Annotated in this window: 22 protein-coding genes and 2 pseudogenes; 15 read left to right on the top strand and 9 right to left on the bottom strand. The window is 56.3% G+C overall.

The window, feature by feature from the left end; all coding sequences use genetic code 11:
- The first annotated feature begins 436 nt into the window (after window positions 1-436).
- The 3 genes and pseudogenes from uxaC (at window position 437) to EA20_RS0110505 (ending at window position 4,948) form a co-directional block, all read left to right on the top strand.
- Window positions 437-1,845, top strand: a pseudogene (gene uxaC / locus EA20_RS19675) (glucuronate isomerase).
- 20 nt (window positions 1,846-1,865) lie between these two features.
- Window positions 1,866-3,410 carry an MFS transporter gene (locus EA20_RS0110510; protein ID WP_024966785.1) on the top strand — a complete coding sequence of 515 codons (1,545 nt, stop codon included), beginning with the start codon at window positions 1,866-1,868 and terminating at the stop codon, window positions 3,408-3,410.
- Window positions 3,411-3,484: 74 nt separating this feature from the next.
- A complete protein-coding gene (locus EA20_RS0110505; protein WP_024966784.1) occupies window positions 3,485-4,948 on the top strand; it encodes a mannitol dehydrogenase family protein in 1,464 nt (487 codons plus the stop codon).
- 402 nt (window positions 4,949-5,350) lie between these two features.
- Here the strand turns inward: EA20_RS0110505 and EA20_RS0110500 are convergent, their stop codons facing one another.
- The 7 genes from EA20_RS0110500 to EA20_RS0110470 form a co-directional block, all read right to left on the bottom strand.
- Window positions 5,351-6,361: an SIS domain-containing protein gene (locus tag EA20_RS0110500; RefSeq protein WP_024966783.1), complete on the bottom strand. Its 1,011-nt coding sequence runs from the start codon at window positions 6,359-6,361 to the stop codon at window positions 5,351-5,353.
- An 18-nt stretch (window positions 6,362-6,379) separates the two neighbouring features.
- Window positions 6,380-7,441, bottom strand: a complete 1,062-nt coding sequence (locus tag EA20_RS0110495) for an SIS domain-containing protein (protein ID WP_024966782.1) — start codon at window positions 7,439-7,441, stop codon at window positions 6,380-6,382.
- A gap of 10 nt (window positions 7,442-7,451) precedes the next feature.
- Window positions 7,452-8,288, bottom strand: a complete 837-nt coding sequence (locus tag EA20_RS0110490) for a PTS system mannose/fructose/sorbose family transporter subunit IID (protein WP_024966781.1) — start codon at window positions 8,286-8,288, stop codon at window positions 7,452-7,454.
- Window positions 8,269-9,045, bottom strand: a complete 777-nt coding sequence (locus EA20_RS0110485) for a PTS mannose/fructose/sorbose/N-acetylgalactosamine transporter subunit IIC (RefSeq protein WP_024966780.1) — start codon at window positions 9,043-9,045, stop codon at window positions 8,269-8,271. Before EA20_RS0110485 ends, EA20_RS0110490 begins: the two co-directional genes overlap by 20 nt.
- 14 nt (window positions 9,046-9,059) lie before the next feature.
- Window positions 9,060-9,530 (bottom strand): PTS sugar transporter subunit IIB, encoded by a 471-nt coding sequence (locus EA20_RS0110480; protein WP_024966779.1) that lies wholly within the window; start codon window positions 9,528-9,530, stop codon window positions 9,060-9,062.
- A gap of 15 nt (window positions 9,531-9,545) precedes the next feature.
- On the bottom strand, window positions 9,546-9,968 hold the full coding sequence (locus EA20_RS0110475) for a PTS sugar transporter subunit IIA (RefSeq protein WP_024966778.1): 423 nt from the start codon (window positions 9,966-9,968) through the stop codon (window positions 9,546-9,548).
- A 90-nt stretch (window positions 9,969-10,058) separates the two neighbouring features.
- Complete coding sequence (locus EA20_RS0110470) at window positions 10,059-12,815, bottom strand: sigma 54-interacting transcriptional regulator (RefSeq protein WP_024966777.1); 2,757 nt, start codon at window positions 12,813-12,815, stop codon at window positions 10,059-10,061.
- Between the two features lie 261 nt (window positions 12,816-13,076).
- Here EA20_RS0110470 and EA20_RS20220 point away from each other — a divergent pair, with 261 nt between their 5' ends.
- From EA20_RS20220 to EA20_RS0110465, 3 genes and pseudogenes are all read left to right on the top strand, one after another.
- Window positions 13,077-13,223 carry a DUF1778 domain-containing protein gene (locus EA20_RS20220; protein WP_081772570.1) on the top strand — a complete coding sequence of 49 codons (147 nt, stop codon included), beginning with the start codon at window positions 13,077-13,079 and terminating at the stop codon, window positions 13,221-13,223.
- A gap of 8 nt (window positions 13,224-13,231) precedes the next feature.
- Window positions 13,232-13,430 (top strand): annotated as a pseudogene (locus EA20_RS20215) (PhoH family protein); the annotation flags it as partial.
- Between the two features lie 254 nt (window positions 13,431-13,684).
- Window positions 13,685-14,704 (top strand): lytic transglycosylase domain-containing protein, encoded by a 1,020-nt coding sequence (locus EA20_RS0110465; protein ID WP_024966776.1) that lies wholly within the window; start codon window positions 13,685-13,687, stop codon window positions 14,702-14,704.
- A 49-nt stretch (window positions 14,705-14,753) separates the two neighbouring features.
- On the opposite strand, the gene EA20_RS19670 is transcribed toward EA20_RS0110465, so the two are convergent.
- Entirely contained in the window at window positions 14,754-15,872 is a 1,119-nt protein-coding gene (locus tag EA20_RS19670) for a hypothetical protein (protein ID WP_024966775.1), read from the bottom strand.
- Window positions 15,872-16,657, bottom strand: a complete 786-nt coding sequence (locus tag EA20_RS0110455) for a hypothetical protein (protein WP_024966774.1) — start codon at window positions 16,655-16,657, stop codon at window positions 15,872-15,874. The genes EA20_RS19670 and EA20_RS0110455 overlap by 1 nt, the downstream gene beginning before the upstream one ends.
- A gap of 468 nt (window positions 16,658-17,125) precedes the next feature.
- Here EA20_RS0110455 and EA20_RS0110450 point away from each other — a divergent pair, with 468 nt between their 5' ends.
- The 9 genes from EA20_RS0110450 to hrpT all read left to right on the top strand — a co-directional run bounded on the left by EA20_RS0110450 (window position 17,126) and on the right by hrpT (window position 23,480).
- Window positions 17,126-18,118, top strand: coding sequence for a sigma 54-interacting transcriptional regulator (locus EA20_RS0110450; protein ID WP_024966773.1), 993 nt, complete (start codon window positions 17,126-17,128; stop codon window positions 18,116-18,118).
- Between the two features lie 142 nt (window positions 18,119-18,260).
- Window positions 18,261-18,500: a hypothetical protein gene (locus tag EA20_RS0110445; RefSeq protein WP_024966772.1), complete on the top strand. Its 240-nt coding sequence runs from the start codon at window positions 18,261-18,263 to the stop codon at window positions 18,498-18,500.
- A gap of 67 nt (window positions 18,501-18,567) precedes the next feature.
- Complete coding sequence (locus EA20_RS0110440) at window positions 18,568-18,933, top strand: EscI/YscI/HrpB family type III secretion system inner rod protein (protein WP_024966771.1); 366 nt, start codon at window positions 18,568-18,570, stop codon at window positions 18,931-18,933.
- A 5-nt stretch (window positions 18,934-18,938) separates the two neighbouring features.
- Window positions 18,939-19,715 (top strand): type III secretion system inner membrane ring lipoprotein SctJ, encoded by a 777-nt coding sequence (sctJ, locus tag EA20_RS0110435; protein WP_024966770.1) that lies wholly within the window; start codon window positions 18,939-18,941, stop codon window positions 19,713-19,715.
- Complete coding sequence (locus EA20_RS20940; RefSeq protein ID WP_024966769.1) at window positions 19,712-20,257, top strand: hypothetical protein; 546 nt, start codon at window positions 19,712-19,714, stop codon at window positions 20,255-20,257. The genes sctJ and EA20_RS20940 overlap by 4 nt, the downstream gene beginning before the upstream one ends.
- Complete coding sequence (locus EA20_RS19660; RefSeq protein ID WP_161635081.1) at window positions 20,241-20,843, top strand: HrpE/YscL family type III secretion apparatus protein; 603 nt, start codon at window positions 20,241-20,243, stop codon at window positions 20,841-20,843. Before EA20_RS20940 ends, EA20_RS19660 begins: the two co-directional genes overlap by 17 nt.
- Window positions 20,844-20,917: 74 nt before the next feature.
- Window positions 20,918-21,145, top strand: a complete 228-nt coding sequence (locus tag EA20_RS0110420; protein WP_024966768.1) for a hypothetical protein — start codon at window positions 20,918-20,920, stop codon at window positions 21,143-21,145.
- A gap of 77 nt (window positions 21,146-21,222) precedes the next feature.
- Window positions 21,223-23,283 (top strand): type III secretion system outer membrane ring subunit SctC, encoded by a 2,061-nt coding sequence (gene sctC / locus EA20_RS0110415; protein WP_024966767.1) that lies wholly within the window; start codon window positions 21,223-21,225, stop codon window positions 23,281-23,283.
- An 8-nt stretch (window positions 23,284-23,291) separates the two neighbouring features.
- Window positions 23,292-23,480 (top strand): HrpT family type III secretion system protein, encoded by a 189-nt coding sequence (hrpT, locus tag EA20_RS0110410; protein ID WP_024966766.1) that lies wholly within the window; start codon window positions 23,292-23,294, stop codon window positions 23,478-23,480.
- Window positions 23,481-23,482 lie beyond the last annotated feature (2 nt).

Genomic DNA, 23,482 nt, shown 5'->3' with positions numbered 1-23,482 from the left:
TCATTTCTTACCATACTAGTATTTGACAGTATATTCAGCAGTGAAAATTTGCTCAACCCTGCTGTAGAAATAAAGAGTAAATGCCGACCCAAATATCCCTTTACGTTAAGGGCAATCTTTTACTTTAAAGCTGATTTTCGGCAAGTGTTTTAATTTTGTAAAACATAATATTCAGTTTGTTTTTATTTGTCGTTTATCGTGAAAAATGCCTCTGTACCACAGTGATTAATACATGTCATCACGCATGAAGGTTATTTCTTATTGAAAGTTACATAACATGAGTTAAGTCAAAAATTACTTAATTGCTCTTGTATGGTAGTAGACTTTAAGTGTGTGGGAGGAGTAATGTCGGGCCTATTAAATACCTGTCACATACCGATTTTAGTCTCAATCTGGGGATGTTTTAGCCAACCCCCTCTCCTTGTACGGAGTAGTTATGCCCATGATAAATCAATCCTTTATGATAAATAACGCACCAGGCCAGCGGTTATATTCTGAGCTAGCTAAGTCGTTACCTATTATTGACTATCACTGCCATCTTGAAGCGAAAGCGATTTGGGAAAACAAACCTTTTGCTGATATTACCCAGCTTTGGCTGGAAGGGGATCATTATAAATGGCGGGCGATGCGCGCCAATGGCATACCCGAGCGGAAAATTACCGGTGACGCCTCTTCAGAGGAAAAATTTGAAGCGTGGGCGCAAACCGTTGAGGCAAGCTTTGGCAATCCGCTATATCACTGGACCATCTTGAACTGAAATATTATTTTGCAATTGAGGAAACGTTAAACAGTAAGAACTGGCGCATAATTATGGCGCAGTGTAATGAACAATTACGTCGCGATGATTTTTTACCGCAGGCGTTAATTACCCGTTCAAATGTTGAAGCGCTTTGCACAACCGATGGGCCGCTTGACGATCTGGTATATCATCAGCGACTGGCGGAAAAGCGTGATTTTTCAACGCTCGTGCTGCCGACCTTCCGCCCCGATGAACTGTTTGAAACGCATCCCGATCGTTTCCTGACGTTTGTTTCTCGCCTGTCGCAGAAGACCGAAAAAACCATTACCACCCTGGATGAATTTCTCGCGGCGCTTGAGGCGCGCATCGATTTTTTCCACAGCACGGGTTGTCGGGTGTCGGATCATGGGCCGCTGGCCATTCGTTTTCGCCCGCTTGATGATGCCGGGCAGGCCGTGCTGTTCCAGCGTCGACTGGCAGGTGATGCACTGAGTGAAGATGAACTTCAGGCCTGGGATAGCCTTATTTTTGTCGCCCTGGCCAAAATGTACAAACAGCGTGATTGGGCAATGCAGATTCATTTTGGCGCGATTCGCAACAACAATGTGCCAATGTTCGAAAAAATCGGTATTAACTGTGGTTTTGATTCCATTGGCGATCAGACACACCTTGCGGAAAGCCTGAACGATCTGCTGAACGCAATGGCGGAAAACAACGGCCTGCCGAAAACGATCCTCTATAACCTCAACGCCAGCTATAACGATGTGGTTGCCTCCACCATCGCTAATTTCCAGAGCGGTGAAGATGGCGTGAAATCCCCGCTGCAATTTGGCTCCGGTTGGTGGTTTAACGATACGCGACGCGGCATGGTGAATCAGCTTAATACGCTTGCCGATCAGGGATTACTCTCTAACTTTATCGGTATGCTGACGGATTCCCGCAGCTTTGTCTCCTATACCCGACACGATTATTTCCGCCGAATCCTCTGTGATTTAATTGGCGGGTGGTTCGAAAGAGGAGAAGTGCCGGAGGACGATGCAATCCTCAATAATATGATTCGTGGCATTTGCGTGGATAACGCCCGCCGCTATTTCCGTTTCCGATAAGACTGATGCAGGAATAAACGATGACTCGTAAGAACAGAAAAGTCACCATTCCCGTCAGTATCGGCTACGGCCTGACGGATATCATGGGGGGCGGAGCATTTACCGTTATCGGTGCCTGGCTGCTTTTCTTCTATACCACCTTTGTTGGTCTGTCGCCGATTGAAGCGGCGTCTATTGTGGCGGTAGCGCGTATTGTCGATGCGATCGTGAGCCTGTTTATGGGCAGTTTCACGGACCATTTCTATAAGAATTATCTGGGCAAGAAATTTGGCCGCCGCCGGTTCTTCCTGCTCATTGGCGCGCCACTCATGCTGGTTTATATCCTGTTGTGGCTGAATGGTATGAACTTCTGGTTCTATCTCTCGGTATATCTGGCCTTTGAGATTATCGCCGCTATGGTGCTGATCCCGTGGGAAACGCTGCCGTCTGAGATGACCAAAGACTTCACTGACCGTACCAAACTGTCAACGTGCCGCATGTTCCTGTCGGCATCCGGGACGTTCCTTGCTACCTTTATTCCGGGCCTGCTGATTGGCTGGCTGGGTGAAAACAACGCGGATGCGTATCTGATCAACGGCGTTGTGTTTGCCATCATGTTTACGGTCTGTGTGTTTATCTCCTGGAAAGTGACCTGGGAACGTGAACTGACGCCGGAAATGCTGGCTGAAATGGAAAAAGAGCGTCAGCCCATGACCGCTGGTGAGAAACTGGCGGCGTTTGGCAACCTGTTCAAAGAGTATGCCTCAACGTTAAAAGTGCGTGCGTTTCGTAAACATCTGACGATCTACCTTTTCTCCTTTACCGCTAAGGATGTCTACAACACCGTATTCGTCTTTTTCTGCGTCTACTGTCTGAATGTTTCATCCTCGCTGGCGGGAACATTGCTGTCGATGAGTATCGTCGGCTTGCCGGTCACGCTGGCGGCGGGCGTGGCGATTATTAAATACGGCCCTTCCCGCCTCTATGTCTTCTCCTACAGCCTGATGCTGCTGTGTCTGGGCGGGTTCTTCCTGGTTTATCAGTTCCCGACCGACAACAAAGTGGTGCTGTTAGTGGTTATCGCCGGGGTTTACCAGGTCGGGCGCTGCATTCTGGAGTTCACGCCGTGGAACGTGTTCCCGTTCATCCCGGACATTGACGAAATGATCACCCGTCAGCGCCGTGAAGGGCTGTTTGCCGCCGTCATGACGTTCTCCCGTAAAACAACGGTGGCTATTGCGACCTTTGCCGTGGGCCTGCTTTTGCAAAGCGGCGGCTTCGTGAAAGGCAGCCAGACGCAGCCGCAGGAAGCGATCACGACCATTGCCATGCTGCTGTTCGTCGGCACGGCCGGGCTTCTGATTATTGCACTGTGGCAAGCGCTGACCTTCCATCTGAATAAGCGCACGCACAAAATTTTCGTGGACGAAATTGAACGTCTCAAAGCGGACGGTCTTAAACAGGATGTGACGCCGGAAGCCCGCCATATTGTGGAAGACCTGACGGGCTACAGCTATGACTCGCTCTGGTGTCAAAGCGCACCTGAACGGGCAAAACCCATTGAACCCACCTCCATACTGAGCTGATACAGCCTGGCGGCAGCAAGGGCGCAATATGCCTGCTGCCACCACTCCCTCTTTATTATACAGTGAGTAGAATGATGCAAAATAAGCTATTACACGCGAAAGCCACCGTTCCGAACTGGGATCGCAACGCGCTGGTTCCGCGAATTGTTCACCTGGGATTTGGCGCGTTTCATCGTGCGCATCAGGCCGTTTATGCCGATATTCTGGCTGCTGAACACGGCAGCGACTGGGGCTACACCGAAGTTAACCTGATTGGCGGCGAGCAGCAGATCGCCGATCTGAAAAATCAGGATCGCCTCTATACGGTGGCGGAAATGTCGGCCAATGCATGGACCGCCCGCGTGGTTGGCGTAGTGAAGAACGCGCTGCACGCGCAGGTGGATGGACTGGAAACGGTGCTGGCTGCCATGTGCGAGCCGCAGGTTGCCATTGTATCGTTGACGATCACGGAAAAAGGTTACTGCCACTCTCCGGCTACCGGTCAGTTGATGCTCGATCACCCGGCTATCGTTGCCGATCTGCAAAACCCCCAGCAGCCGAAATCAGCGCCGGGCGTTATTGTGGCAGCGCTGGCGCGCCGCAGAGCGGCGGGTCTCCCGGCGTTTACCGTGATGTCCTGCGACAATATGCCGGAAAACGGTCATGTTATGCGCAACGTAATATGCGCCTATGCGCAAGCCGTTGATGCCGGGCTGGCTAACTGGATTGAGCAGAACGTGACGTTCCCCTCCACGATGGTGGATCGTATCGTCCCGGCGATGACGGCGGAAACGCTGGATAAGATTGAACAGCTTACTGGCGTGCGCGATCCGGCAGGCGTGGCCTGCGAGCCATTTCGCCAGTGGGTTATCGAAGACAACTTTGTCGCAGGCCGCCCGGAATGGGAAAAGGCCGGAGCCGAACTGGTGGCTAACGTGCTGCCGTTTGAAGAGATGAAGCTGCGTATGCTTAATGGCAGCCACTCTTTCCTCGCCTATCTGGGTTATCTTGCCGGCTATCAGCACATTAATGAGTGTATGGAAGATGAGCACTTCCGGCGTGCCGCGAGGGCGCTGATGCTGGAAGAGCAGGCACCGACGCTGAGCGTGACGGGGGTGGATCTCACCCGCTATGCCGATATGTTGATTGCGCGCTACAGCAACACGGGGCTGCGTCACCGTACCTGGCAGATTGCGATGGACGGCAGCCAGAAACTGCCGCAGCGCATGTTGGACTCCATTCGCTGGCACCTGGCTCATCACCATCGTTTCGATCTGCTGGCGCTGGGCGTAGCGGGCTGGATGCGTTACGTCGGCGGAGTGGATGAACAGGGAAACCGTATTGACGTAAGCGATCCGCTGTTGCCGGTATTGCAGAATGCGGTGATGCAGAGCGCAGAAGGCGAGCAGCGGGTAAAAGCGCTGCTGGGCGTGGAGGCCATTTTCGGCAACGAATTACCGCAGGAACCGCTGTTTGTGACGCAGGTGACGCAGGCTTACCTCTCCCTGCTGAAAAATGGCGCAAAAGCCACTGTCGCTGAATATATTACAAAGCTTTAAATTCACCGAAAAATTAAATCCGATCTGACAGATATTAGTTATTTATACCGATATCTGTCAGATTGCGTCCGGCTTGAATGCTTACAGGCTCTTTTCAGGTAACGTTTCTATGTCGTTCGGGCACAGCACCATCACCTTCGCATGGGTTCGCTTATTGTGATAGTAAGCTGTCCACTCATCGCGATCAGACTGAACTGTAGCGATTATCTTAAAGAGTCTTACGGCAGAAAGCCTGGGCTGCCAGATATCGTTCACCTTTAATAATGCATAGATCTAAAACGGGTCTGTTTACCCTGTCAGACAGGGTAAACAGACCCGAAAAACAGATGCATCTGATGCATCTTTAGCTGAGCGAAGTTAAGCCAGAAGCGGCCCTCTCCGGCACGGAAAGGGCGACGCAAATTAATAGTCAAACTGACGGTAATAGCGGCGAATATTCAGATCGTGGCCGGTATATTTCTCGAAGTGCGCTGCCAGCCGGTCAACCAGCAGCGTGGAAGCCACACAGGGCGCCATAATCCAGCGGAACGCCTCATCAATACCGTTCAGGCGATACTCGCGTGGATCGATAACCACCACATGGTCGCTAATTTTACCGGCAAAGGCTTCAACCCGATCGTCCAGCGCCCGGCACCTCCCTTCGCCTTTCACCAGGAACAGCGGCACCTCTTTTTCCAGCAGCTCCAGCGTCCCGTGGAAAAACTCAGCTGAGCTGACCGATTTGGTGCGCTTCCACTGCATCTCCTCCAGAATACACATCGAAAACAGGTAAACCTCGCCCCACATCTCCGCGCCGCCGATCCACATCATATAGTCACGGTCATGATACTGACGGGCAATCTCATCAGCGCGCGGGTCAAAGTCACGCTTGGCCTGTAACAGATTTTCCGGCAGCAGCTCCAGCTGGCTGGCGAAGCGGTCATATCCGGCAAATTCGCCGTTCAGCGCCACCAGCCGAAAGAACAACCAGTACAGCAGCATATATTCATATTCCACCCCATTTTTGTGGCGCATCGGAATATGCCAGCTGGCGTTGCTGGCCAGCGGTGAATCGCTGTTTTTGGTGATCGCCACCACGCGAATGCCCTGCGCTTTACACCACTGCGCAATCGCCACCGATTCTTTGGTATCGCCCGATTTAGACAGGGTAACCACCACCGAATCTTTGGTTAGTTTTTTATTCCCCTTGCTGATTAACTCCGCTGCCTGCTCGGTATAAACCGGCAGCGCGGTACACTCTTTGGCGAACTCACTGATGGCCATCATCGGTGCCAGCGAACCACCTACCGAGGCGAAAAACAGATTGCTGTAGCCGCCCTGATGAATATTTTCCGCTACCTGCTCTGCGATTTTACGCGCAGCGATGATCTCACGAGCACTGGTCAGGTACTCGTCCTGATTAAAACCCAACATATTATTTCTCCTGAGTGATTAGATTTTGCTTTGTAATACCCGGTCAAAATCGTCAAAGATGCGCACGCTTAAATTAATGCCTTTCAGCGTGGCGACCCGATAAGCCATGATCTGTACCGGCACGATCAATAACAGCGGCGCCAGTAAAGGATCGACGGGGAAATTCAGTCCCAGCTGGTTTTCACTGCATTCGCCGCTGGCGCTAAGGGTAAAGGCCGCCTTAACGTGCGGGCGCATGTAGTCGCGCAACGCGGCGAGGCGCGAGTGCGGCGCATCTTCAATAAACAGCAGCAGATGCTCCGGATTGGCTTCCAGGTAGGGGCCGTGCATATAGGCCTCCAGTTCGAAACCGCCCGACGGACGGCGCACCGTCTCGGTGAACTTGGTTTCAAACTCCTTTGCCACGCCCACCAGACCGCCATAGCCAATGGCGACATAGCGCGGCGCGGCAGCCAACACGGCCTGGTGGCGCGTAATAAACGCCTCACTACGACGCATCGCTTCCGGCAGGTAGCGCGTCACCTCACGCAGCGAATGCAGAATCTGTTCGCGGTGGTCCGCATCCAGCTCGCCCTGCGCTTCGCCAGCCAGCAGGGCAATCAGCAACAGGTTCAGCACCGTCGCGCTAAAACCCAGGGTGACAAAGCCCACCGGCTCAATCCCGCAGTTAATATCCAGCACCGCGTCGGCCTCACGCGCCAGCGGGCTGTCGGGATTAGCGGTCAGGCAGTAAACTTTGCGCCCCGCCGCCTGTGCTTTGCGCTGCGCCTCAAGCGTCGAGTGGCTTTTGCCGCTTTGCGACAGGGAAATCACCCAGTCGGTGGCGTCATCAAAGCGCTCGTAATGGGTAAAAGGGTACGGCTCCTTAATCTCGGGTTGGATATTTGCCCACTGGCTGAAGGCGAACGTGGCACACTGTGCGGCATTCAGCGACGAGCCGGTGGCGAGGATCAGCAGTCGCCTTACCGGCTTTTGCGCCAGCAGCGTCGACACCGCCGCCAGTTTTTGCGGGTATTCATCCAGAATGCGCGCCAGCACTTCCGGCTCGCGTTCGATACAGTTGATCATCGTGACCGCCATGATTTTCTCCTCAGAACAGACCAATCCATGAACCCAGAATGCCGACCAGCGCCATCCCGCCAATAATCGCCAGCGGCTGTACCTTTTTGCCCAGCAGCCAGTAAACAATGCCGAAGCTCAGCAACGGTAACAGGCAGGGCATAATGTCGTTGATAATCTCCTGAACCTGCGTTTTCGCCTCGCCTGCACCGAAGGTAATGGGAATGGTGATATCGATCATCGAGGCGGTCATCGCGCCCACCACCATCAGGCCGATAATCGAGGCGCCGTAGGTGACGCTTTCCATCATGCCGCTTTTCTGAATGCGCTGAAGTACGCCGGTGCCCAGCACGTAGCCCCAGCGGGTAAACAGCCAGCGCACCAGGATATGCGGAATATTGAAAATCAGCACAAACAGAATCGGCCCCAGAATATTGCCCTTCAGCGCCAGGCTGGTGCCGATACCGGTGGCAATCAGCCGCAGCGTGCCCCAGAAAAAGGAGTCGCCCAGCCCAGCCAGCGGCCCCATCAGTGACGCCTTCACGTTATCGATCGAGGCGCTGTCCATGCCGCCGCCGCTGCGGTTTTTCTCCTCCATGGCTGCGGTAATGCCGAGGATCAGCGTGACGATATGCGGCGTGGTATTGAAGAACACCAGGTGGCGTTTCAGCGCGCTGACCAGATCCTCATGGCGCGTATAGAGTTTTTTCAACACCGGCATCATCGCGTAGGCAAAGGCCAGGTTCATTTGCCGCTCGTAGTTCCACGAAAACTCCATCTGGAAAGAGCGCCAGAACACACGGCGCAGGTCGCGCGGGGTAATCTGCGGCTCCACCGGCTGCGCGTTGTCAGAAGTCATCTTCGTCATCGTTTACTCCTTGTGCCGTTGAGGCGCGTTGTGCCGGTTGCTGCGTCATATTTACCATCACCACCGCGACAATCGCGCCGAGAATAGCAATACCGGTCACCGGGATTTTGAGGTAGGCCATCAGCACAAAGCCCAGGAAAAAGTAAGGGGCGACCTTTTTGTTAATCAGCAGCCGCGCCAGCATGGCGAAGCCAAGCGCCGGGATCAGGCCGGTCGCGACGCTCAGCCCATGTTTGATAAATTCAGGAATGGCGTCGAGCAGGCTTTTTACCGCCCCACTGCCGACCAGGAAGGAGACGGTAACGATGGTTGCCAGCATCAGCGACAGACCGAACCCGGCAAGCAGGTGCATACGCTCAATACCGCCGGTATTGCCCTGCTCGGCATAGGCGTCCGCCTTATGGCTGAGCGTGGGGATAAACAGCCCGAGGTAGACATTTTTCAGGACCAGCGTCAGGGTGGCGATAGGCAGACCCAAAAGCAGCGCGGTTTCGGTGCCTGCGCCAGAGGTAATGGCGAAGGCGACGCCAAGGATGCCGCCGGTCACCACATCGGGCGGAATCGACGCCCCCACCGAGAATGAGCCGATAAACGCCAGCTCCAGCGTCGCGCCCATAATCACCCCGGTTTGCACATCGCCCAGCACCAGGCCGGTCAACAGGCCGGTGACGATCGGCCTGGAGAGCAGCGAGGTGCCCATCGCATATTCAGACTGGGCGATAAACGCCACCAGCCCCAGCAATAGTGCTTCTGTCATCATCACTCCTCGCGCTACAGCGCTTCGCTAAACAGCTGTTTGCGATCGCCCGGCACCTGACGGATTTCAATCTCTTTGCCCGCCTGGCTCAGCGCCTGCAACTGTGAGATCTCATCCGGCAACAGGTTGATCGCTTTGGAAATATTCCGGCTGCCCTCTTTGGCTTTAATACCGCCGAGGTTAATGCTGGTGATCTCTGGCAGCGCGGTAGCCAGCCGCCAGGCGTCCGTGACCGACTCCACCACGATAAACAGCTGGTATTTATCAGTAACGCCGCTTTTGATCGCCTCAATGGCGTCGTCGATGCTTTTGATCACCAGCTTTACCGCAGGCGGTTTGGCGAGCTTAATGGTGGTTTTACGCAACTCATCGTTGGGCACGTTGTCATTGGCGATCAGAATGCAGTCAGCGCCGATGTACTGGGTCCAGGAAAAAGCGACCTGGCCGTGTAGCAGTCGATGATCGACCCGTAACAGCTTTATCATTGTTATCCTCCTTGCTCAGAAATCTTTATCCGCGCAGCGGGCGCTGCTGATGGTCTGGTTGCAGTACTGCATTCCCTCGCGGGCGTTGATCAACGCCTCGTTAATCAGCGGGATCGCTGGTTCATCAGGCGGCGCGATCAGCATCTCAATCACCAGCGGCAGGTTTAATCCAGCCAGCAGATGAAAATCGGGCCGGTGGAGATAGCGAATAAATTCGTTATTGACGCTGCCGGCAAAAATATCGGTAATCACGATCAGCTCATCCTGCGGCGTAAACGCGGCCATCAGGTTGTCCACCTGCTGCGTTAAATCGTCGTTGTCATCGACATAGGCGCACAGCACATGCAGATGCGGCTGCGCCCCCAGAATCAACTCTACGGATTGACGAATACCGGCGGCGAAAGAGCCATGGCTGGCAAAAATGTAGTGACGTTTCATCCTGACCTCATCAAGCGGTTCCACGCGTTAATAAGAGCAACCGGCGTGCCAGGTATAGTGGCGCGCCGATGCATAAAAGGACAAATCGGACTAAAACTGTTGATCTGAGGGGATAAATTCGGTTTCACGATGAAGAATATCGTGGATGTAACAGAGCTCGGCGTCGGGGATTTTGACACTATAGCTGGACTCAATGACACTAAGCGCCTCGCGCAGCGCGTTTAGCTGGCGGGACGGACGCTGTGCTCCGCTATAACATTCAATAGCGGCCTGGCGGATCAGCCGTTCGATCAGGCAGCTGATATGAATATAGAGCGCCACCTTGCGATCGTTAGTCAGCTCCAGCCCGGCAAGATGCTCATAACGCAGCAAAAATTGCTCGACCTGATTGATCACTTTGCCGGTATCGAGAATGGTCACCGACTCGATAACGCGCCGCAGGGAAAAATTCTTCACCAGCTGATTGTTGATCTCTTCGACCTGTTCGGCGCTGGTCAAAGTACCGAACAGCGCTTTCAGCGTGGCGCTGCCGGTGCCGGAAATCAGCGACTCCAGCGAGATCCACGGCACCGGCAGGTGAGGATCGACCGTGCCGACCACTGCCAGTACCTCATAACGCGCCAGCAGCGGCTCTCTTTTGTGGCGATCCAGCAGGCTGTGGTAATCACAGGCGACGGTTTCTATCGCCAGCGCCTGTGGAATGCTGGCTTTCAGCAGCGCGCTCAGATTATTGGCCGCGCCAAGGCCGGTGGCGCAGGTGGTAATAATCGCCCGTGGCTTATTTTGCTGCGGATAAAACAGCTGATGCTCAATCGGCAGATCGCTCGCCACGTCGCTGACGATCGCTTCCGGCAGATCGCCGCGCAGGATACGTTCGCCAACATACAGCGCCATCCGCGTTGAAACATTATTGATAATCGCTACCGGCGTGGTGATATGGCGGTTAAAGTGCTGATAAATAGCATTCAGCGATCCCATATCCACCAGGATCACCAGCCCGGTCGCCAGCGCATTACGCTCAATGTAGCGCATCACCTCGCTGGCAATCGCTTCTGGCGTGACGTCCAGCGGCATATCGAAAGACTCAAACAGATTGCTTTTCAACAGGCGATTCGCCACGTTGGCAATACTGCTGGCAGTGGCGTATCCGTGCGCCAGGATCACCGCGCGCGTCACCTGGGTCTGGCTCAGCACGCCACACTTTTGCAGCCAGAGGATCAGCAGCAAGGCGTCCATATGCTGTACCTGCAAATCGAGCTTATGAGCTACCGCCGTCAGCACCTCATGGCAGAAGCGGTACAGCAGCGGGTAGCGCTGTTCCAGGCTGTGGGAAAGCGTGCGGATCAGCTCGGTGTTAAGGCGCGCAGAGGCTTCGCTGGCGCGATGCAGCAGATAATGGCTCAGGGCGTAAATGCAGTTGCCGTTAAATTGCAGGTTAAAGCGCTTCTCCAGCCGGTAAAACTCTTCGCGCACCTGGTTACTGGTCAGCAACAGCATGGGTGACGCCTGCGGATTGCGGTGAGCAAAGATCAGCTGGTCAAACAGGTTGTCAATCTCATTGCCCATGCGTTTTTCCATCTCTTCCCACGCCAGCTGACCGCTGCGCCAGTGTTCAAACAGTGACAGCACCTCCAGCTGCGCATCCTGAATCAGCAGCCGGGCGCCATCCTGCTGGCGCAGAAGCCAGGGCAGCACGCTGTTCTGGTCAATCAGCAGCGGCTCCGCCAGGGTATCCTCCACGGCAGGCAGCTGTACCATCACCGTCTCCGGCAAATCGTGAAGAGTAACCTCAATAGTCGGCTGATTCCGCTGACGCGCCCAGGCTGACGCCACGCTGTACTTCACCGCATTTTTCATTTCACCGACGTTGCCACGCCAGATATGGCTTTCCAGCGCGTTCATCAGCCGTGGACTCAGGCGCAGGCGGCCGCCGACCTTTTGCGCTTCCTGCCAGAAAAATTGCCGCATCAGCGCCTGTTTTTCCTGCGGGCTGCGGCTTTGCAGATCGGGCAAAGTAATCTGAATCGGAATGCGACGAATAAAGGTGGTGAGAAAGGTACTGTGCACCTCTTCGGTAGTGGCAAAGATCAGGCGCGTCGCCACCTTGTGCCCGTGCGCGGTTTCCCCCAGCCGAAAGATTTCGCCGCGATCGAGCCAGGTAAACAGCTTTTCCTGCCCTTCGGCGTGCAGTCGGTGCACCTCATCAAGAAACAGGATCCCGCCGTACGCTGCTTCAAACGCGCCCGCTTTATCGCTCACCGCGCCGGTAAACGCCCCTTTAACATAGCCAAACAGGTTAGCGGCCAGCAGTTCAGGGTTGCTGGCATACTGCGCGCAGTTAACATTGATAAAAGGAGCGTCGGGCGCAATCACCTGCTGGGCGATGGCGTATTCATGCAGCAGCTGCGCCATATAACTTTTGCCGGTGCCGCTGTCGCCGGTGATCAGCAGCGGCAATCCGCCGTCGGGATAAAACAGCGCGGTTTTGAGCTGCTCGATGGGCTTTTTCAGGCTGCCATCGTGACCAATTAATAAGGCGAAATGATCCGCCTCGGGCGCGGGTTCTCCCTCTTCCGCCAGCAGCTCGGCGATGCTGGCGTACTCACTGCGCGGCAGCGGGAAAAACTGCTGTTCAAAGCTGGCTTTATGCAGGAAGCAGACCGGACGGCCATTGATTTTTATCAGTTCGCCCTGCGCCACCAGCTGATTAAGGTAATGGCTGGCGGTATTACGCTGCATAGCAAAACGCTGCGCCAGCCAGGCGGCGGTAAAGACTTCACTCACATTCTGCGGATCAAAAAAATCGGTCTGATTACTAAGAAAATTCAGTAATTTATCTTTACGCATCATTGTATTCCCTGGGTGACCACTCAGGGCTATGATGCCGCGAACTCAGCCCATGGAACCGTAACCGCGCCAGGGAATTCCCGTTTTGTGGCGTGCCGCACAGCTTTGCCGGCAGTGCACTTTTTATTGTTCTGATGATTGATTACGTCAGGTTAGCGCCTCACACTGATTTTGTACGGTAATCTGCCGTACATATCAGCAACAACGCTGAGATAAATTTCGCGCGATAGCAGATCATGAAGTAACAGTACGGGAGAGATTATGGTTTCTTTAGCTAAAAGCGAACGTCTTGAACTGCGTATTAGTCCTGATATAAAAAGCGAAATCGAGACTGCCACCCAACTGAGCCGCGTTAGCGTTTCTCAGTTTATTGCCGACGCGACAATATTTCGCCCAGCCGATGCATGAAAACGGCTCTGGCAAGGGCATCCGTTCTACTTCCCAAACCCAGGCGCGATAACTCCCCTATCGAAGCACGTAACGAAGCCCAGGCACATTATCTCTCTTGAAACTAAATCTCTGACATTCGCCAGTGGTGAAGCCGGCTGCGGGAAAACGTACCTGGCTACCGCTGTAGCAGCGCAGCGCTTGTTGGATAAGGAAGCCGATAAGATCAAGAAGCCAAAGATAAGCAGGCCGCCGGTTTCTGGCGCAAATTAAGGTTTATCCAGCTAAAAACCGAAGCAGGCGAATATAAATTTTTCCTGCCGGTTGCCCCTATCGAACCTCTGCTCTGAATTAACTCGCCGTCAGGCCTCATGCTGCTGGTGGCTTTGCATTTATCTTTCACGCGTACAATCTTATCCGGAACCGCCGACCTTATTGCGCCACTTAACTCACTGACCCCCACAAGCAATAAGGATGACTCTATGATCACATTACCCGGGCTGTCCGGCCCCACTCAACCACTGTCGCCACCCGATCTCAGCGGTCTGTCGGAGAAAACCTCATTACTGAACAGCGGCACGTTCTCCCCTACTGGCGGCATGAATAGCATCGACTTTAGTCAAAGCGGCAGTAGCGGCACCGATCTCAATGCGCTGTTTGGTCAGAATGGCGGCTCGACGCAGGAAGCGTTAAATAATGAGATTGCCCAGACGCTGACGCAGCTGATCGGCGCCCTGCTTAACTCGTTAATGCCGCTGCTTCAGCAGCTCGCTGGCCAGCAGAACGGGCAGCAGAGCGGCCAGCCGGTGTCCGGCGGCGGTAGTGGCGGCGGCACGCCACAGGATCTGTTTAACGATGCAGGCGCTGGCGGTGCAGGTACCACAACGCCTGCCGCAGGCAACGTAGCGGATCAGGCCACCGGTGGCGGAATACCTTCAGCCACAGGCGGACAGAGCAGCGCGCCAGCAGGAACTACGGCTACCAGCGGTAGCGGCCAGAGCGTAAGCAGTGCGGGCAGCAGCGGGCTGCATTTGCCGGAGGCATTGAAGCCGTATGAAGGAGCGATTCAAAATGCGGCAGCGAAAACCGGCGTGCCTGGTGAGGTGCTGGCAGCGCAAATCTGGCAGGAATCACGCGGCAATTTGGGCGCAACCACGGTTAACGGTGGCAACGGGCTACAGGACAGTGGTCTGATGCAGGTGAACAGCAACACCTTTGCCGATCTGCAAAGCAAAAATCCGGATCTGTTAGGGCCGAATGCCAACCCCAACAATCCCACGGATAATATCATGGCAGGCGCGCTCTATATGAAAGAGCAGCTTAATGCCTTTGACGGCAATATGGGCGCCGCGCTGCGTGCCTATAACTCGGGTCCGCTTAACGTGAACGTCGATAATTTGAACGATATATCGAAAACTGGCACCGGCGATGCCACCTACGTGGATAAAGTCATGAACTTCTCCTCCATTATCAGCAGCGGTCAGGGCCAGCTTCCCGCCTGATAAAAAAAGTCCCTGCACCTGTGCAGGGACTTTCGTCGCCATCCGTTGCTCACGAAAAAGGCGGCGGATCTTTTTTATTCTTACCACCGTTTTCTATCGCAATGGAAACGACATCGGTCGCCGCCGTCACCGCCCAGCCCGCCGGGCCACGCGCCGCGCTCATCGCCCCTTCCGCCAGCCCGGTCAGGCCGCCGGTAAAGACCTCACCCAGCGTCCGCGCCTCGCCGATATTATTAAACATCGGGGCCAGCACTGACTTCAGAATCGGGATATTGGACAGCACGCGCCCAACTTCGCCCATTCCCCACTGGAAGTTGTCTTTATTGGTACCGTCCTTACGCACGTGCGTATCTTTGGTCTGGGGCAGATTGCCGTCAGCGGGCAACGCGCTCAGTCCTTTCTCCGCAATATCCTTCAGCACGCCAGCTTCCGTACCGTGACGGGCATCGCCGGATTTGGTGATCCCTTCGAGTTTGCCGTTGGTATGCACGCTGCCGCGATCGCCGCCTTCACGATCCTTCAGCCCCTTCACGCTGTTGAGCACACAGGCCATATTGTAGGCTGCGTCAGCACGGCTCTTCGGATCGGGGTTACTTTCGGTCCAGTCGCCAAAGCGTTCCTTCAGCCGATCGCGCTTGATATCTTTCTGATTGCCCAGGTTTTTCAATACCGGGTTTTCATCCAGAATCTGTTCGGCGCTGCGGTTATCGCCCGGCGGACGGCCCGTCAGGTTTTCTTCGGTCGGCCTGACGCTGGTGTCATGCTCGCTGCTGCGTACCTGACCTGCGCCGGCGCTGCCGCCCTGTACGCCCGTCTGCGTTAAATTTTGCAGTTCCGGACTGGCTTCACCGCTCTGGGTCGTTTGCCCCGTCTGCTGGCTGCCCGCCGACTGGAACAGGGTTTGCAACAACGACTGCAACCCGATCAACATCATCAGCCCCTGTAACAAACCGCCGCCCTGCTGTCCGCTACCCGCCTGCAACGCATTGCCGGATGCCTCGCCGGGCAGCGGCGCATTGGCCGCCGCGCCGCCATATTTAAGCACGCCGCCATTGCTTTTCAGCGTGCCGGGCTGAGCGCCTGCGTTGAGATCTGCCCCGCCGGGCTGCCGCCCGGGGAGATCGGATAAAAGGGGGACTGCTCCCCCTCCATTAACGTTTAATGCCATTATTTTACGTCCCCATTATTGGAACCGCCGCCAAGCAGCGACATCAGCGCATTCAGGCCGGTCACTTGCAGCACCGAGTTCAGCAGATTCCCTAACATATTGCCGCCGGACTGGCTATTGCTCTGACCACCGCTGTTGGACTGCGTACCGCCGCTATTGCCGCCGCCCTGCTGCATCCCGGTCAGCTGCTGCATCATCTGCATCATCTGCTGCATCATTTGCTGAAGCTGCTGGATCATGCCGTTAACGCCGCCCTGGTTACCCTGCGTCGCCTGGCTGCCGCCAGACTGCCCGCCCGCCTGCTGGGTGTTCTGTTCGCTACCGCCGCCTTTCAGCAGCTGTTGCAGACCAAGCAGCAGCATCAGCTGCTGTAGCAGCTGGCTAACGCCGCCGCCTTTACCAGCAGACGAGAGCAGGCCGCCGCTCTGATTGCCTGTCAGGGCGCTAAGGGGATTGGCGGGCCCGGCGGAACCGCCCGTCGCGCCTGCGCCGCCGGTTAAGCCTGGCCCCAACAGACTCAGCCCGGCGCTGCCCGCATTGACGCCGAAATCTAGCAGGTTGCCGGCTTTACCCTGTTTGCCGTTCACGTTCTGGCCGCTGGTATTGGGGCCGTTAGCATTCGGGGTGTTGGTGCCATTACCGGTGCCGTTGGTGCTGTTGGCATTGGTACGCGGACCGTTCGGCCCGATATCCTGACGCCCTTTGCCAGATAAATCCGGTGGTGGCATTGTCGGTTTGCCCGCGCCGCCGCCAAGTCCGCCAGGTCCGCCTAATTTAAATCCCATACATCCTCCGGTTAAACGTTACGTTTGTGAATGAATTGAGCATCCCAGGCCGCCCCGCATTTACAGATTGCTGACATTTGTAACGGCATGGCAGGCTCTGACTCGATTTGTAAGTGGCAATACAGCGAAAGGGGTTCCATCAGAAGCGATAAGAGATGTGTCACAGGCCACAGACATAAAAAATTCATCTGACAACCTTGATAGGCAAGGGATTGCGGCAAGCGGCACGGTTAAAGGGGCGAACGGGCAACAGGTAAGGAAATCCCTACAACGGCGTTGGGAATCCCTACGAGTTTATCAGCGCAGACTGATAGCTGTAGCCGATCGATATAGCGGAAAGTAAGTGAACCGAATGGTTTTGTAATTTTTTATCAACCACCTGCCATAAAAAAAATTTCACAATTTACGTTACGTATCTATGCACCACTACGCGCAGCAAAAATTTTATGTCGAATCACTGGAGACATTATGGTTAAAGCAATGACTACCAGCACGCGTTGCACGGCGCATGAGAGCCGGCGCACCGGCCATGCTGAGAGCACCGCGCTGCATCAGCCAACATTGTCGGCCTGCCCGGTTCCGTCAGCGGATATCCATGCTCATCTGCATAAACTGGTTGATATAATTGCCCCACTCCATGTGGATGTGCTGTTAGAGGGCGAAACCGGTACCGGGAAAGATACGCTGGCGCGGCGGATTTATGACAGCTCCGGCTGCAGCGGTCCGCTGGTGCCGGTGAACTGCGGCGCCATCCCGGAAACCCTGGCGGAAAGCGAACTGTTTGGCGTGATGTCCGGCGCTTACACCGGCGCCAACCATTCGCGTCCTGGCTATATCGAAGCCGCCAATAACGGCATTCTGTTCCTCGATGAAATCGACAGTATGCCGTTAACCGTCCAGGCCAAACTGCTGCGCATGTTGGAGACGCGCGCCATTGAGCGGCTCGGCAGCACCCGCTGCATTCCGCTGACGCTGCGCGTGATCGCCGCAGCCCAGACGCCGCTGGAACAGCTGGTGGCTGAAGGGCGTTTTCGCCGCGATCTCTATTTCCGTCTGAACACCATCACGCTGGCTACGCCCACGGTGCGCTCGCGTCCGGAACTGATTATTCCACTGTTCCGCCAGTTTACGCAGGAGGCGGCGCAGCGGCTGCATCAGCCCCTGCCGCCGCGCCAGCCCGGGCTGGATGAGGCGCTGCTGCTACACAGCTGGCCGGGGAATATCCGTGAACTCAAAGCGGCGGCGGAACGCTTTGTGCTGGGGCTGCCGGTACTCTGTCAGCAGGCGATCCCGCAGGCGGAATCGATCATGCTGAAAGAGCGGCTACGGCGTATTGAACGCAGCCTGATCCATGAGTGTCTGCATCGCCACGGCAACCGTATCGACGAGGTGGTGCATGAGTTAGGCATTCCACGTCGCACCCTCTATCACCGGCTCAAACAGCTGAAACTCAGCGCCTGATCCCCCAGCCCGCCGTCAACCGACCGCGGGTTTTTTCTTGCCAGAAAAAATTCTGCATTTTTATGGAACCCGCCCGGCGCGCTCACCACTCAATGATCGAAACCATCGCAGTACAACCTTAAACTTTAACGAGGAAATAACCATGAGCGTAACTACAGGCATCTCCAATATGATCACCGGCGGCGCCAGCTCCCTGAGCCAGATTTCAGGCGCAATGGGCGGTGCCGATTTTATGATGGAAATGCAGGGCGTACAGAAAGAGATGCAGCAGAACCAGGTGGCAAAGGCCAAGCTGGACGCAGAAAACCAGCGCGTCAACGGTATCGCAGACAGCGCGGCCCAGGCGGGTTCAGCCGCAGCCCAGGTGAAGATCTCCTACTAAGCACGGCGGGCGGGGAGGAGAACGCCACGCTCCTCCCTCTCTTTCCTTTAACAGAAGAGCTGAACCGATGAAAGTCAATAACGCCTCGCCTTCTCTGACCACCTCAGTAACGTTAGAAGCGGACGATACCGCGCCCCAGCCTGATAAGGCAGATGCGCAGTGGTTCAGTGCCGCGCTGAACGCGCCTGAAGGTTCCGCGCCTGCGGGCGGTACGCCCGATATTATCAGCAGCCTGACCGGCGCCATCAGCCGTAACCAGCAGGCGCAGCAGAGCGCGTTTCGCAATCTGGAAGTGGCATCACGTTCTACCAGCTCGCTCGACTTTAGCGCCGCTAACGCCGCGCTGTCGGACTATTACGTAGAGAGCCTGATGAATGCCAAGATCGTTGCCAAGGGCGTGCAAAGCCTGGATAAATTAACCAACCTACAGTAAACGCTATGCGACCTTTTCTGGTAAAAGCCCTGTTGGTCGGCTGCCTTGCCCTGCTGCTGAGCGGCTGTGGCGACGATACCGTCCTGAATAGCAATCTGGCCGAAAATGATGCCAACGATATTGTTGCCGAACTGAATCGCTACCATATTCCCGCCAGCAAGCGTGTGGATAAGGCGGGCGTTTCGGTGCTGGTCGCGCCGGAAAATATTGAGCGCTCGGTCAATATTCTCGAGGCTGCCGGGCTGCCGCGCAAGGCGCGCACCAATCTGGGCGAGGTATTCCAGAAAAGTGGCGTCATATCCAGCCCGATGGAGGAGCGGGCACGCTATATCTATGCGCTGTCGCAGGAGGTGGAATCCACGCTGGCGCAAATTGACGGCGTGGTGGTGTCGCGCGTTCATGTGGTGCTGCCAGAGCGTATCGCTCCCGGCGAGCCGGTGCAGCCCGCCTCTGCTTCCGTGTTTATCAAATACCACGACACGCTCGATCCCGACAGCATTGAGCCACGTATTCGTCGCCTGGTCGCCACCAGTATTCCCGGCCTGGTCGGACGCGACGATCGCGATTTAGCCATCGTTTTCGTCCCGGCTAAGGTCTATGAGGATCGGGTGGAGACAGTGAAAATGGGGCCGTTTACCCTCTCTCCCGGCCAGTTTTCGCTGGTTAAAGGGGTGCTGAGCATGGCGGGCATTTTGCTGTTGCTGATCGCAGGCGTCGTGATGTTGCGCTCCAGTAAAAAAGGAACGCGTACGGCGGTCGCCAACCCAGGGAAACCGTCATGACAGCGTGGCTAACATGGTGGCACAGCGGTTACTGGCAAGCAGCCCATGACAGCTGGCGCCAGGATAGCTGGTTCGCGCTGCCGGAAGCGCGTCAGCTGGCGCTGGCCCGGATGCGCGGCGCGGCGATAGGCCGCCACTGGGGCGTCGAGGCAGCGCCCCTTGCCCCGCCGCAGCCGCTGCTGCTGGATCTGCTGGCGCTGTCGGAACCACAAAAAACGCGGCTGCTGACGCTCACTGAAGCGATTTGCGGCGCAGAGACCGGGCTACCCGGCGAAGAGAAAATCTGGTGTCGGCGGCTGGCGAAAGGGTTACGCCCGGAAAGCTGGCTGCCAGATGCCTTTCAGCCGCAGCCTGCGGCGCTCCCGCTGTTGCAGGCGCTCTGGCCCGCCTGCTGGAGCCGTTTACGCATGGCTTTTCCACGTGATGCGGCGCTGGCCTGCCCGGCCACGCCACTCGTTATTCCTGCCCGTCGATTGCAGCCCTTATGGGAAGCGGCGCTATGGCGCTGCCGTGCCGGAGAGAAGAATGATGTGGCAGCTTAGGCAATTAACCTGCTTTACCCCGCCAGAGCCGCAACAGGCGTTACTCAGCCGTGAGGCGCTGGCGCAGCAGCAGCAGGCGCAGGCCATCCTGTTGGAGGCAAAACAGCAGGCGCAGCGGCAGCTGGATGAAGCCCTTCAGCAGGCGCAGCAAATACTGCAACAGGCGCAGGAACAGGCCGCCGGGCTGCTGGAGCAAGAGCAGGCGCACTTCTGGCAACAGGCGCAAGTGCTGTTTGACGATTGGCGGCAGCAGCGGGAAGCACAGCAGCAGCAGGTGGTCGCACTGGCCAGCCAGCTGTTAGCGCAGGCGCTGACGCACTGCCTGGCGGAGGTGCCGCCCGCCGCGCGTCTGGAAGCGTTACTGACGCAGTTAATGAGCCGCTGTCCGGCAGAAACCCAGGCGACGCTTTACTGCGCCGTCCCGCAACAGCCATCGCTATCAGCCTGGCTCAGCGCCCATCCCGCGCTGCGCTGGCAGCTGATTGCCAATGAGCGGCTGGAAAGCGACGCGCTGCGGCTGGTCACCGCGCAGGGCGAACTGCACATCAGCTGGCAGGCGCTCTGCCAGACGCTAGGCGGCGAATAATTTTTTACCGCCAACGGAACCCAACGATAACCGGCGCCACTTAAGGGAGAACCCTAAACCAGAGGAGTCGCACCATGCCTTCCGGAGATTTACTGCAGCGTCGCTTGTCCGCACAGTCCAGCCGCACCCACAACGAGACCTATCAGGTCGCTAAAGAGATGTCGGATCAGTCGTTCAGTCTCAGCGATATGTACGCCTTCCAGAACCAGCTGTTGGATATGTCCAACGCCAGCTGGGCCAGCTCGCAATATACCCAGTTTAAGTTCGGTATCCGTAAATCGATTATTGATGCCATTAACTGATGTGCGTTAACCAACGGCAGCTGCGGCTGCCGTTAACAGGCTTTCATAAAAATTCTGTCAGAAGAAAGGAGTAAGGTGTGATCACCCTGCCCGCTGTTAAACGGCTGCTGCGCTGGACAGCCGCCCTGTTATTGCTGTGCGCTGGCACCTTACATGCCAGCACCCCGGAAGCCTGGAAAAATGGCGCCTACGCCTATTCCGCCGACAATACGCCGCTCAACATTATTCTTGAAGACTTCACCAACAGCTTCGGCGTGGATATTAACCTTGGCACCCTGCCCGACAGCAATGTCACTGGCCGCCTGCGCGCCGCCAGCCCGGAAGCGTTTCTGAACCGCCTGGCGCTGGAGTACCGCTTTCAATGGTTTGTCTACAACGACACGCTGTATGTCAGCCCGCTGACGGCGCAGGCCTCACGGCGGCTGGAGATCTCGCCTGACGCCGCGCCCGATATCAAACAGGCGCTGAAAGGCGTTGGCCTGCTGGAGCCGCGCTTCGGCTGGGGTGAACTGCCCGATGAAGGCGTGGTGCTGGTCACCGGCCCGCCAGAATATGTCAACCTGATCGCCGACTTCGCGAAAAAATCAGATACGCCGAAAGAAGATAAAGAGCCTAAAGAGATGATGGCGTTTCCGCTGAAATATGCCTCGGTAGCCGATCGTACTATTCGCTATCGCGACCAGACGCTACTGGTGCCCGGCGTGGCGACCATGCTCAACGAACTGTTAGGCCAGGGCGGCAGCGACAGCGCTAAAGGCATGAGCAGCGGCCAGGCTGGCGATGACGGCATGGAGCAGATGCGCATGGAATCGCAAAGTATTCTTAACCAGCTGGTGGGGCGCGGCACCCATAAGGATCGCCATACCTCTGGCGGTGCACCCAGCGCCATGGCCGGACGCGTTTCCGCCGATGTCCGCAACAACGCCCTGCTGGTGCGTGACGATCCCAAATACCGCAACGCCTATCAATCGCTGATCGCCACCATCGACGTGCCGCAGAAGCTGATTGAGATCGACGCGCTGATTGTAGATATCGATCGCAACGAACTGGCGCGTCTTTCCACCAGCTGGGCAGGCCAGTTTGGTAACGTAAGTGGCGGATCGGCGCTGCTTTCCGGCCCCAGCACGCTGTTCGTCACCGACTTCCGCCGTTTCTTCGCCGATATTCAGGCGCTGGAAGGCGAAGGCACCGCGTCGATTATTGCCAATCCCTCGATCATGACGCTGGAAAACCAGCCAGCGGTCATTGATTTCAGCGATACCGCCTTTATCCGCGCCGTTGGCGAACGGGTGGTGGATATTCAGGCGGTCACTGCGGGCACAAGCCTGCGCGTCACGCCGCGCGCTATCGGTAACGTTAAATCGTCGGTGCAGCTTATTGTGGACGTGGAAGACGGCAAGCTGGATAAAAACGATGACGGCGAAGCAGAAGGCACCAGCAACGGGGTGATCAGCACCCAGGCGCTGGTACAGGAGCGCCGTTCGCTGGTGATGGGCGGCTTCCATACCAAGCGGAGCGGCGATCGTGAGCGGCGCATCCCGATCCTCGGCAGCATCCCGCTGATCGGCAAGCTGTTTACTTCAACCCAGCATGAGACCTCGCAGCGCGAACGATTATTTATCATCACGCCGCATCTGGTGGGCGATCAGGTCGATCCTTCCCGCTATATCGCTGACGAAAACCGCAGCCAGCTGAATGATGCGATGGGCGAGGTTAATCGCCGCCATAAGTACACCGATATGAAAAGCCTGGTGGAAACCGCGCTGCGTGATTTGGCCGAAAATCGCCAGCCCACCGGCTTTTCCGTCGGCGGCAGCGGCCAGACGCTGAGCGCTCTCTGTAGCCTGCCGGGCGGCCTGTTTAACGATTACCGACGCCATCAGTGGTATCACAGCAGCTCGGTGCAGATCGCCGTGGGCGTGATCACCAATAACAGCAACGTCACCCAGCGCTTTGACGAGGCAGCCTGCCGTAGCGATCGCACATTGGCGGTAGCGGTCTGGCCGCGCTCGCAGCTACGCCCCGGCGAATCAGCCGAAGTCTACGTGGCTTTTGAGCCTGGCGCCGTTGCCCGCCCGGGACGCGTCTCCTTACTCACTTCCACTGCCGCCAGCACCGGCAGCCGCCTGCTACGTTGAGGACCGTTATGTTACGTAAACTGCTTTTTACCGCTTTGCTCAGTCTGCTGCTTAGCGCCTGCGCGCCAAAAGCGCCGTCCGGCTGTCAGGATGTGCGCTGCCGTCCGCAATCCGATCTACAGCATTTAACCATATGGTGGCAGCCGGAACTGCGTAACGGCCCTTACGATTACACCCGGGTCCAGGTTCATCCCTGAGT

Origin of the sequence: Pantoea sp. IMH, assembly GCF_000599885.1 — a bacterium.
In the GTDB taxonomy this organism is placed as follows: domain Bacteria; phylum Pseudomonadota; class Gammaproteobacteria; order Enterobacterales; family Enterobacteriaceae; genus Erwinia.
Note: the sequence above shows the minus strand (reverse complement) of the source record. Positions and strands in the feature narration are given on the sequence as shown.

Bases quoted from the DNA above. Each gene is read 5' to 3' on its own strand.
- EA20_RS0110510 (WP_024966785.1), top strand. From the start codon at position 1,866: ATGACTCGTAAGAACAGAAAAGTCACCATTCCCGTCAGTATCGGCTAC.
- EA20_RS0110505 (WP_024966784.1), top strand. From the start codon at position 3,485: ATGCAAAATAAGCTATTACACGCGAAAGCCACCGTTCCGAACTGGGAT.
- EA20_RS0110500 (WP_024966783.1), bottom strand. From the start codon at position 6,361: ATGTTGGGTTTTAATCAGGACGAGTACCTGACCAGTGCTCGTGAGATC.
- EA20_RS0110495 (WP_024966782.1), bottom strand. From the start codon at position 7,441: ATGGCGGTCACGATGATCAACTGTATCGAACGCGAGCCGGAAGTGCTG.
- EA20_RS0110490 (WP_024966781.1), bottom strand. From the start codon at position 8,288: ATGACGAAGATGACTTCTGACAACGCGCAGCCGGTGGAGCCGCAGATT.
- EA20_RS0110485 (WP_024966780.1), bottom strand. From the start codon at position 9,045: ATGACAGAAGCACTATTGCTGGGGCTGGTGGCGTTTATCGCCCAGTCT.
- EA20_RS0110480 (WP_024966779.1), bottom strand. From the start codon at position 9,530: ATGATAAAGCTGTTACGGGTCGATCATCGACTGCTACACGGCCAGGTC.
- EA20_RS0110475 (WP_024966778.1), bottom strand. From the start codon at position 9,968: ATGAAACGTCACTACATTTTTGCCAGCCATGGCTCTTTCGCCGCCGGT.
- EA20_RS0110470 (WP_024966777.1), bottom strand. From the start codon at position 12,815: ATGCGTAAAGATAAATTACTGAATTTTCTTAGTAATCAGACCGATTTT.
- EA20_RS20220 (WP_081772570.1), top strand. From the start codon at position 13,077: ATGGTTTCTTTAGCTAAAAGCGAACGTCTTGAACTGCGTATTAGTCCT.
- EA20_RS0110465 (WP_024966776.1), top strand. From the start codon at position 13,685: ATGATCACATTACCCGGGCTGTCCGGCCCCACTCAACCACTGTCGCCA.
- EA20_RS19670 (WP_024966775.1), bottom strand. From the start codon at position 15,872: ATGGCATTAAACGTTAATGGAGGGGGAGCAGTCCCCCTTTTATCCGAT.
- EA20_RS0110455 (WP_024966774.1), bottom strand. From the start codon at position 16,657: ATGGGATTTAAATTAGGCGGACCTGGCGGACTTGGCGGCGGCGCGGGC.
- EA20_RS0110450 (WP_024966773.1), top strand. From the start codon at position 17,126: ATGGTTAAAGCAATGACTACCAGCACGCGTTGCACGGCGCATGAGAGC.
- EA20_RS0110445 (WP_024966772.1), top strand. From the start codon at position 18,261: ATGAGCGTAACTACAGGCATCTCCAATATGATCACCGGCGGCGCCAGC.
- EA20_RS0110440 (WP_024966771.1), top strand. From the start codon at position 18,568: ATGAAAGTCAATAACGCCTCGCCTTCTCTGACCACCTCAGTAACGTTA.
- sctJ (WP_024966770.1), top strand. From the start codon at position 18,939: ATGCGACCTTTTCTGGTAAAAGCCCTGTTGGTCGGCTGCCTTGCCCTG.
- EA20_RS20940 (WP_024966769.1), top strand. From the start codon at position 19,712: ATGACAGCGTGGCTAACATGGTGGCACAGCGGTTACTGGCAAGCAGCC.
- EA20_RS19660 (WP_161635081.1), top strand. From the start codon at position 20,241: ATGATGTGGCAGCTTAGGCAATTAACCTGCTTTACCCCGCCAGAGCCG.
- EA20_RS0110420 (WP_024966768.1), top strand. From the start codon at position 20,918: ATGCCTTCCGGAGATTTACTGCAGCGTCGCTTGTCCGCACAGTCCAGC.
- hrpT (WP_024966766.1), top strand. From the start codon at position 23,292: ATGTTACGTAAACTGCTTTTTACCGCTTTGCTCAGTCTGCTGCTTAGC.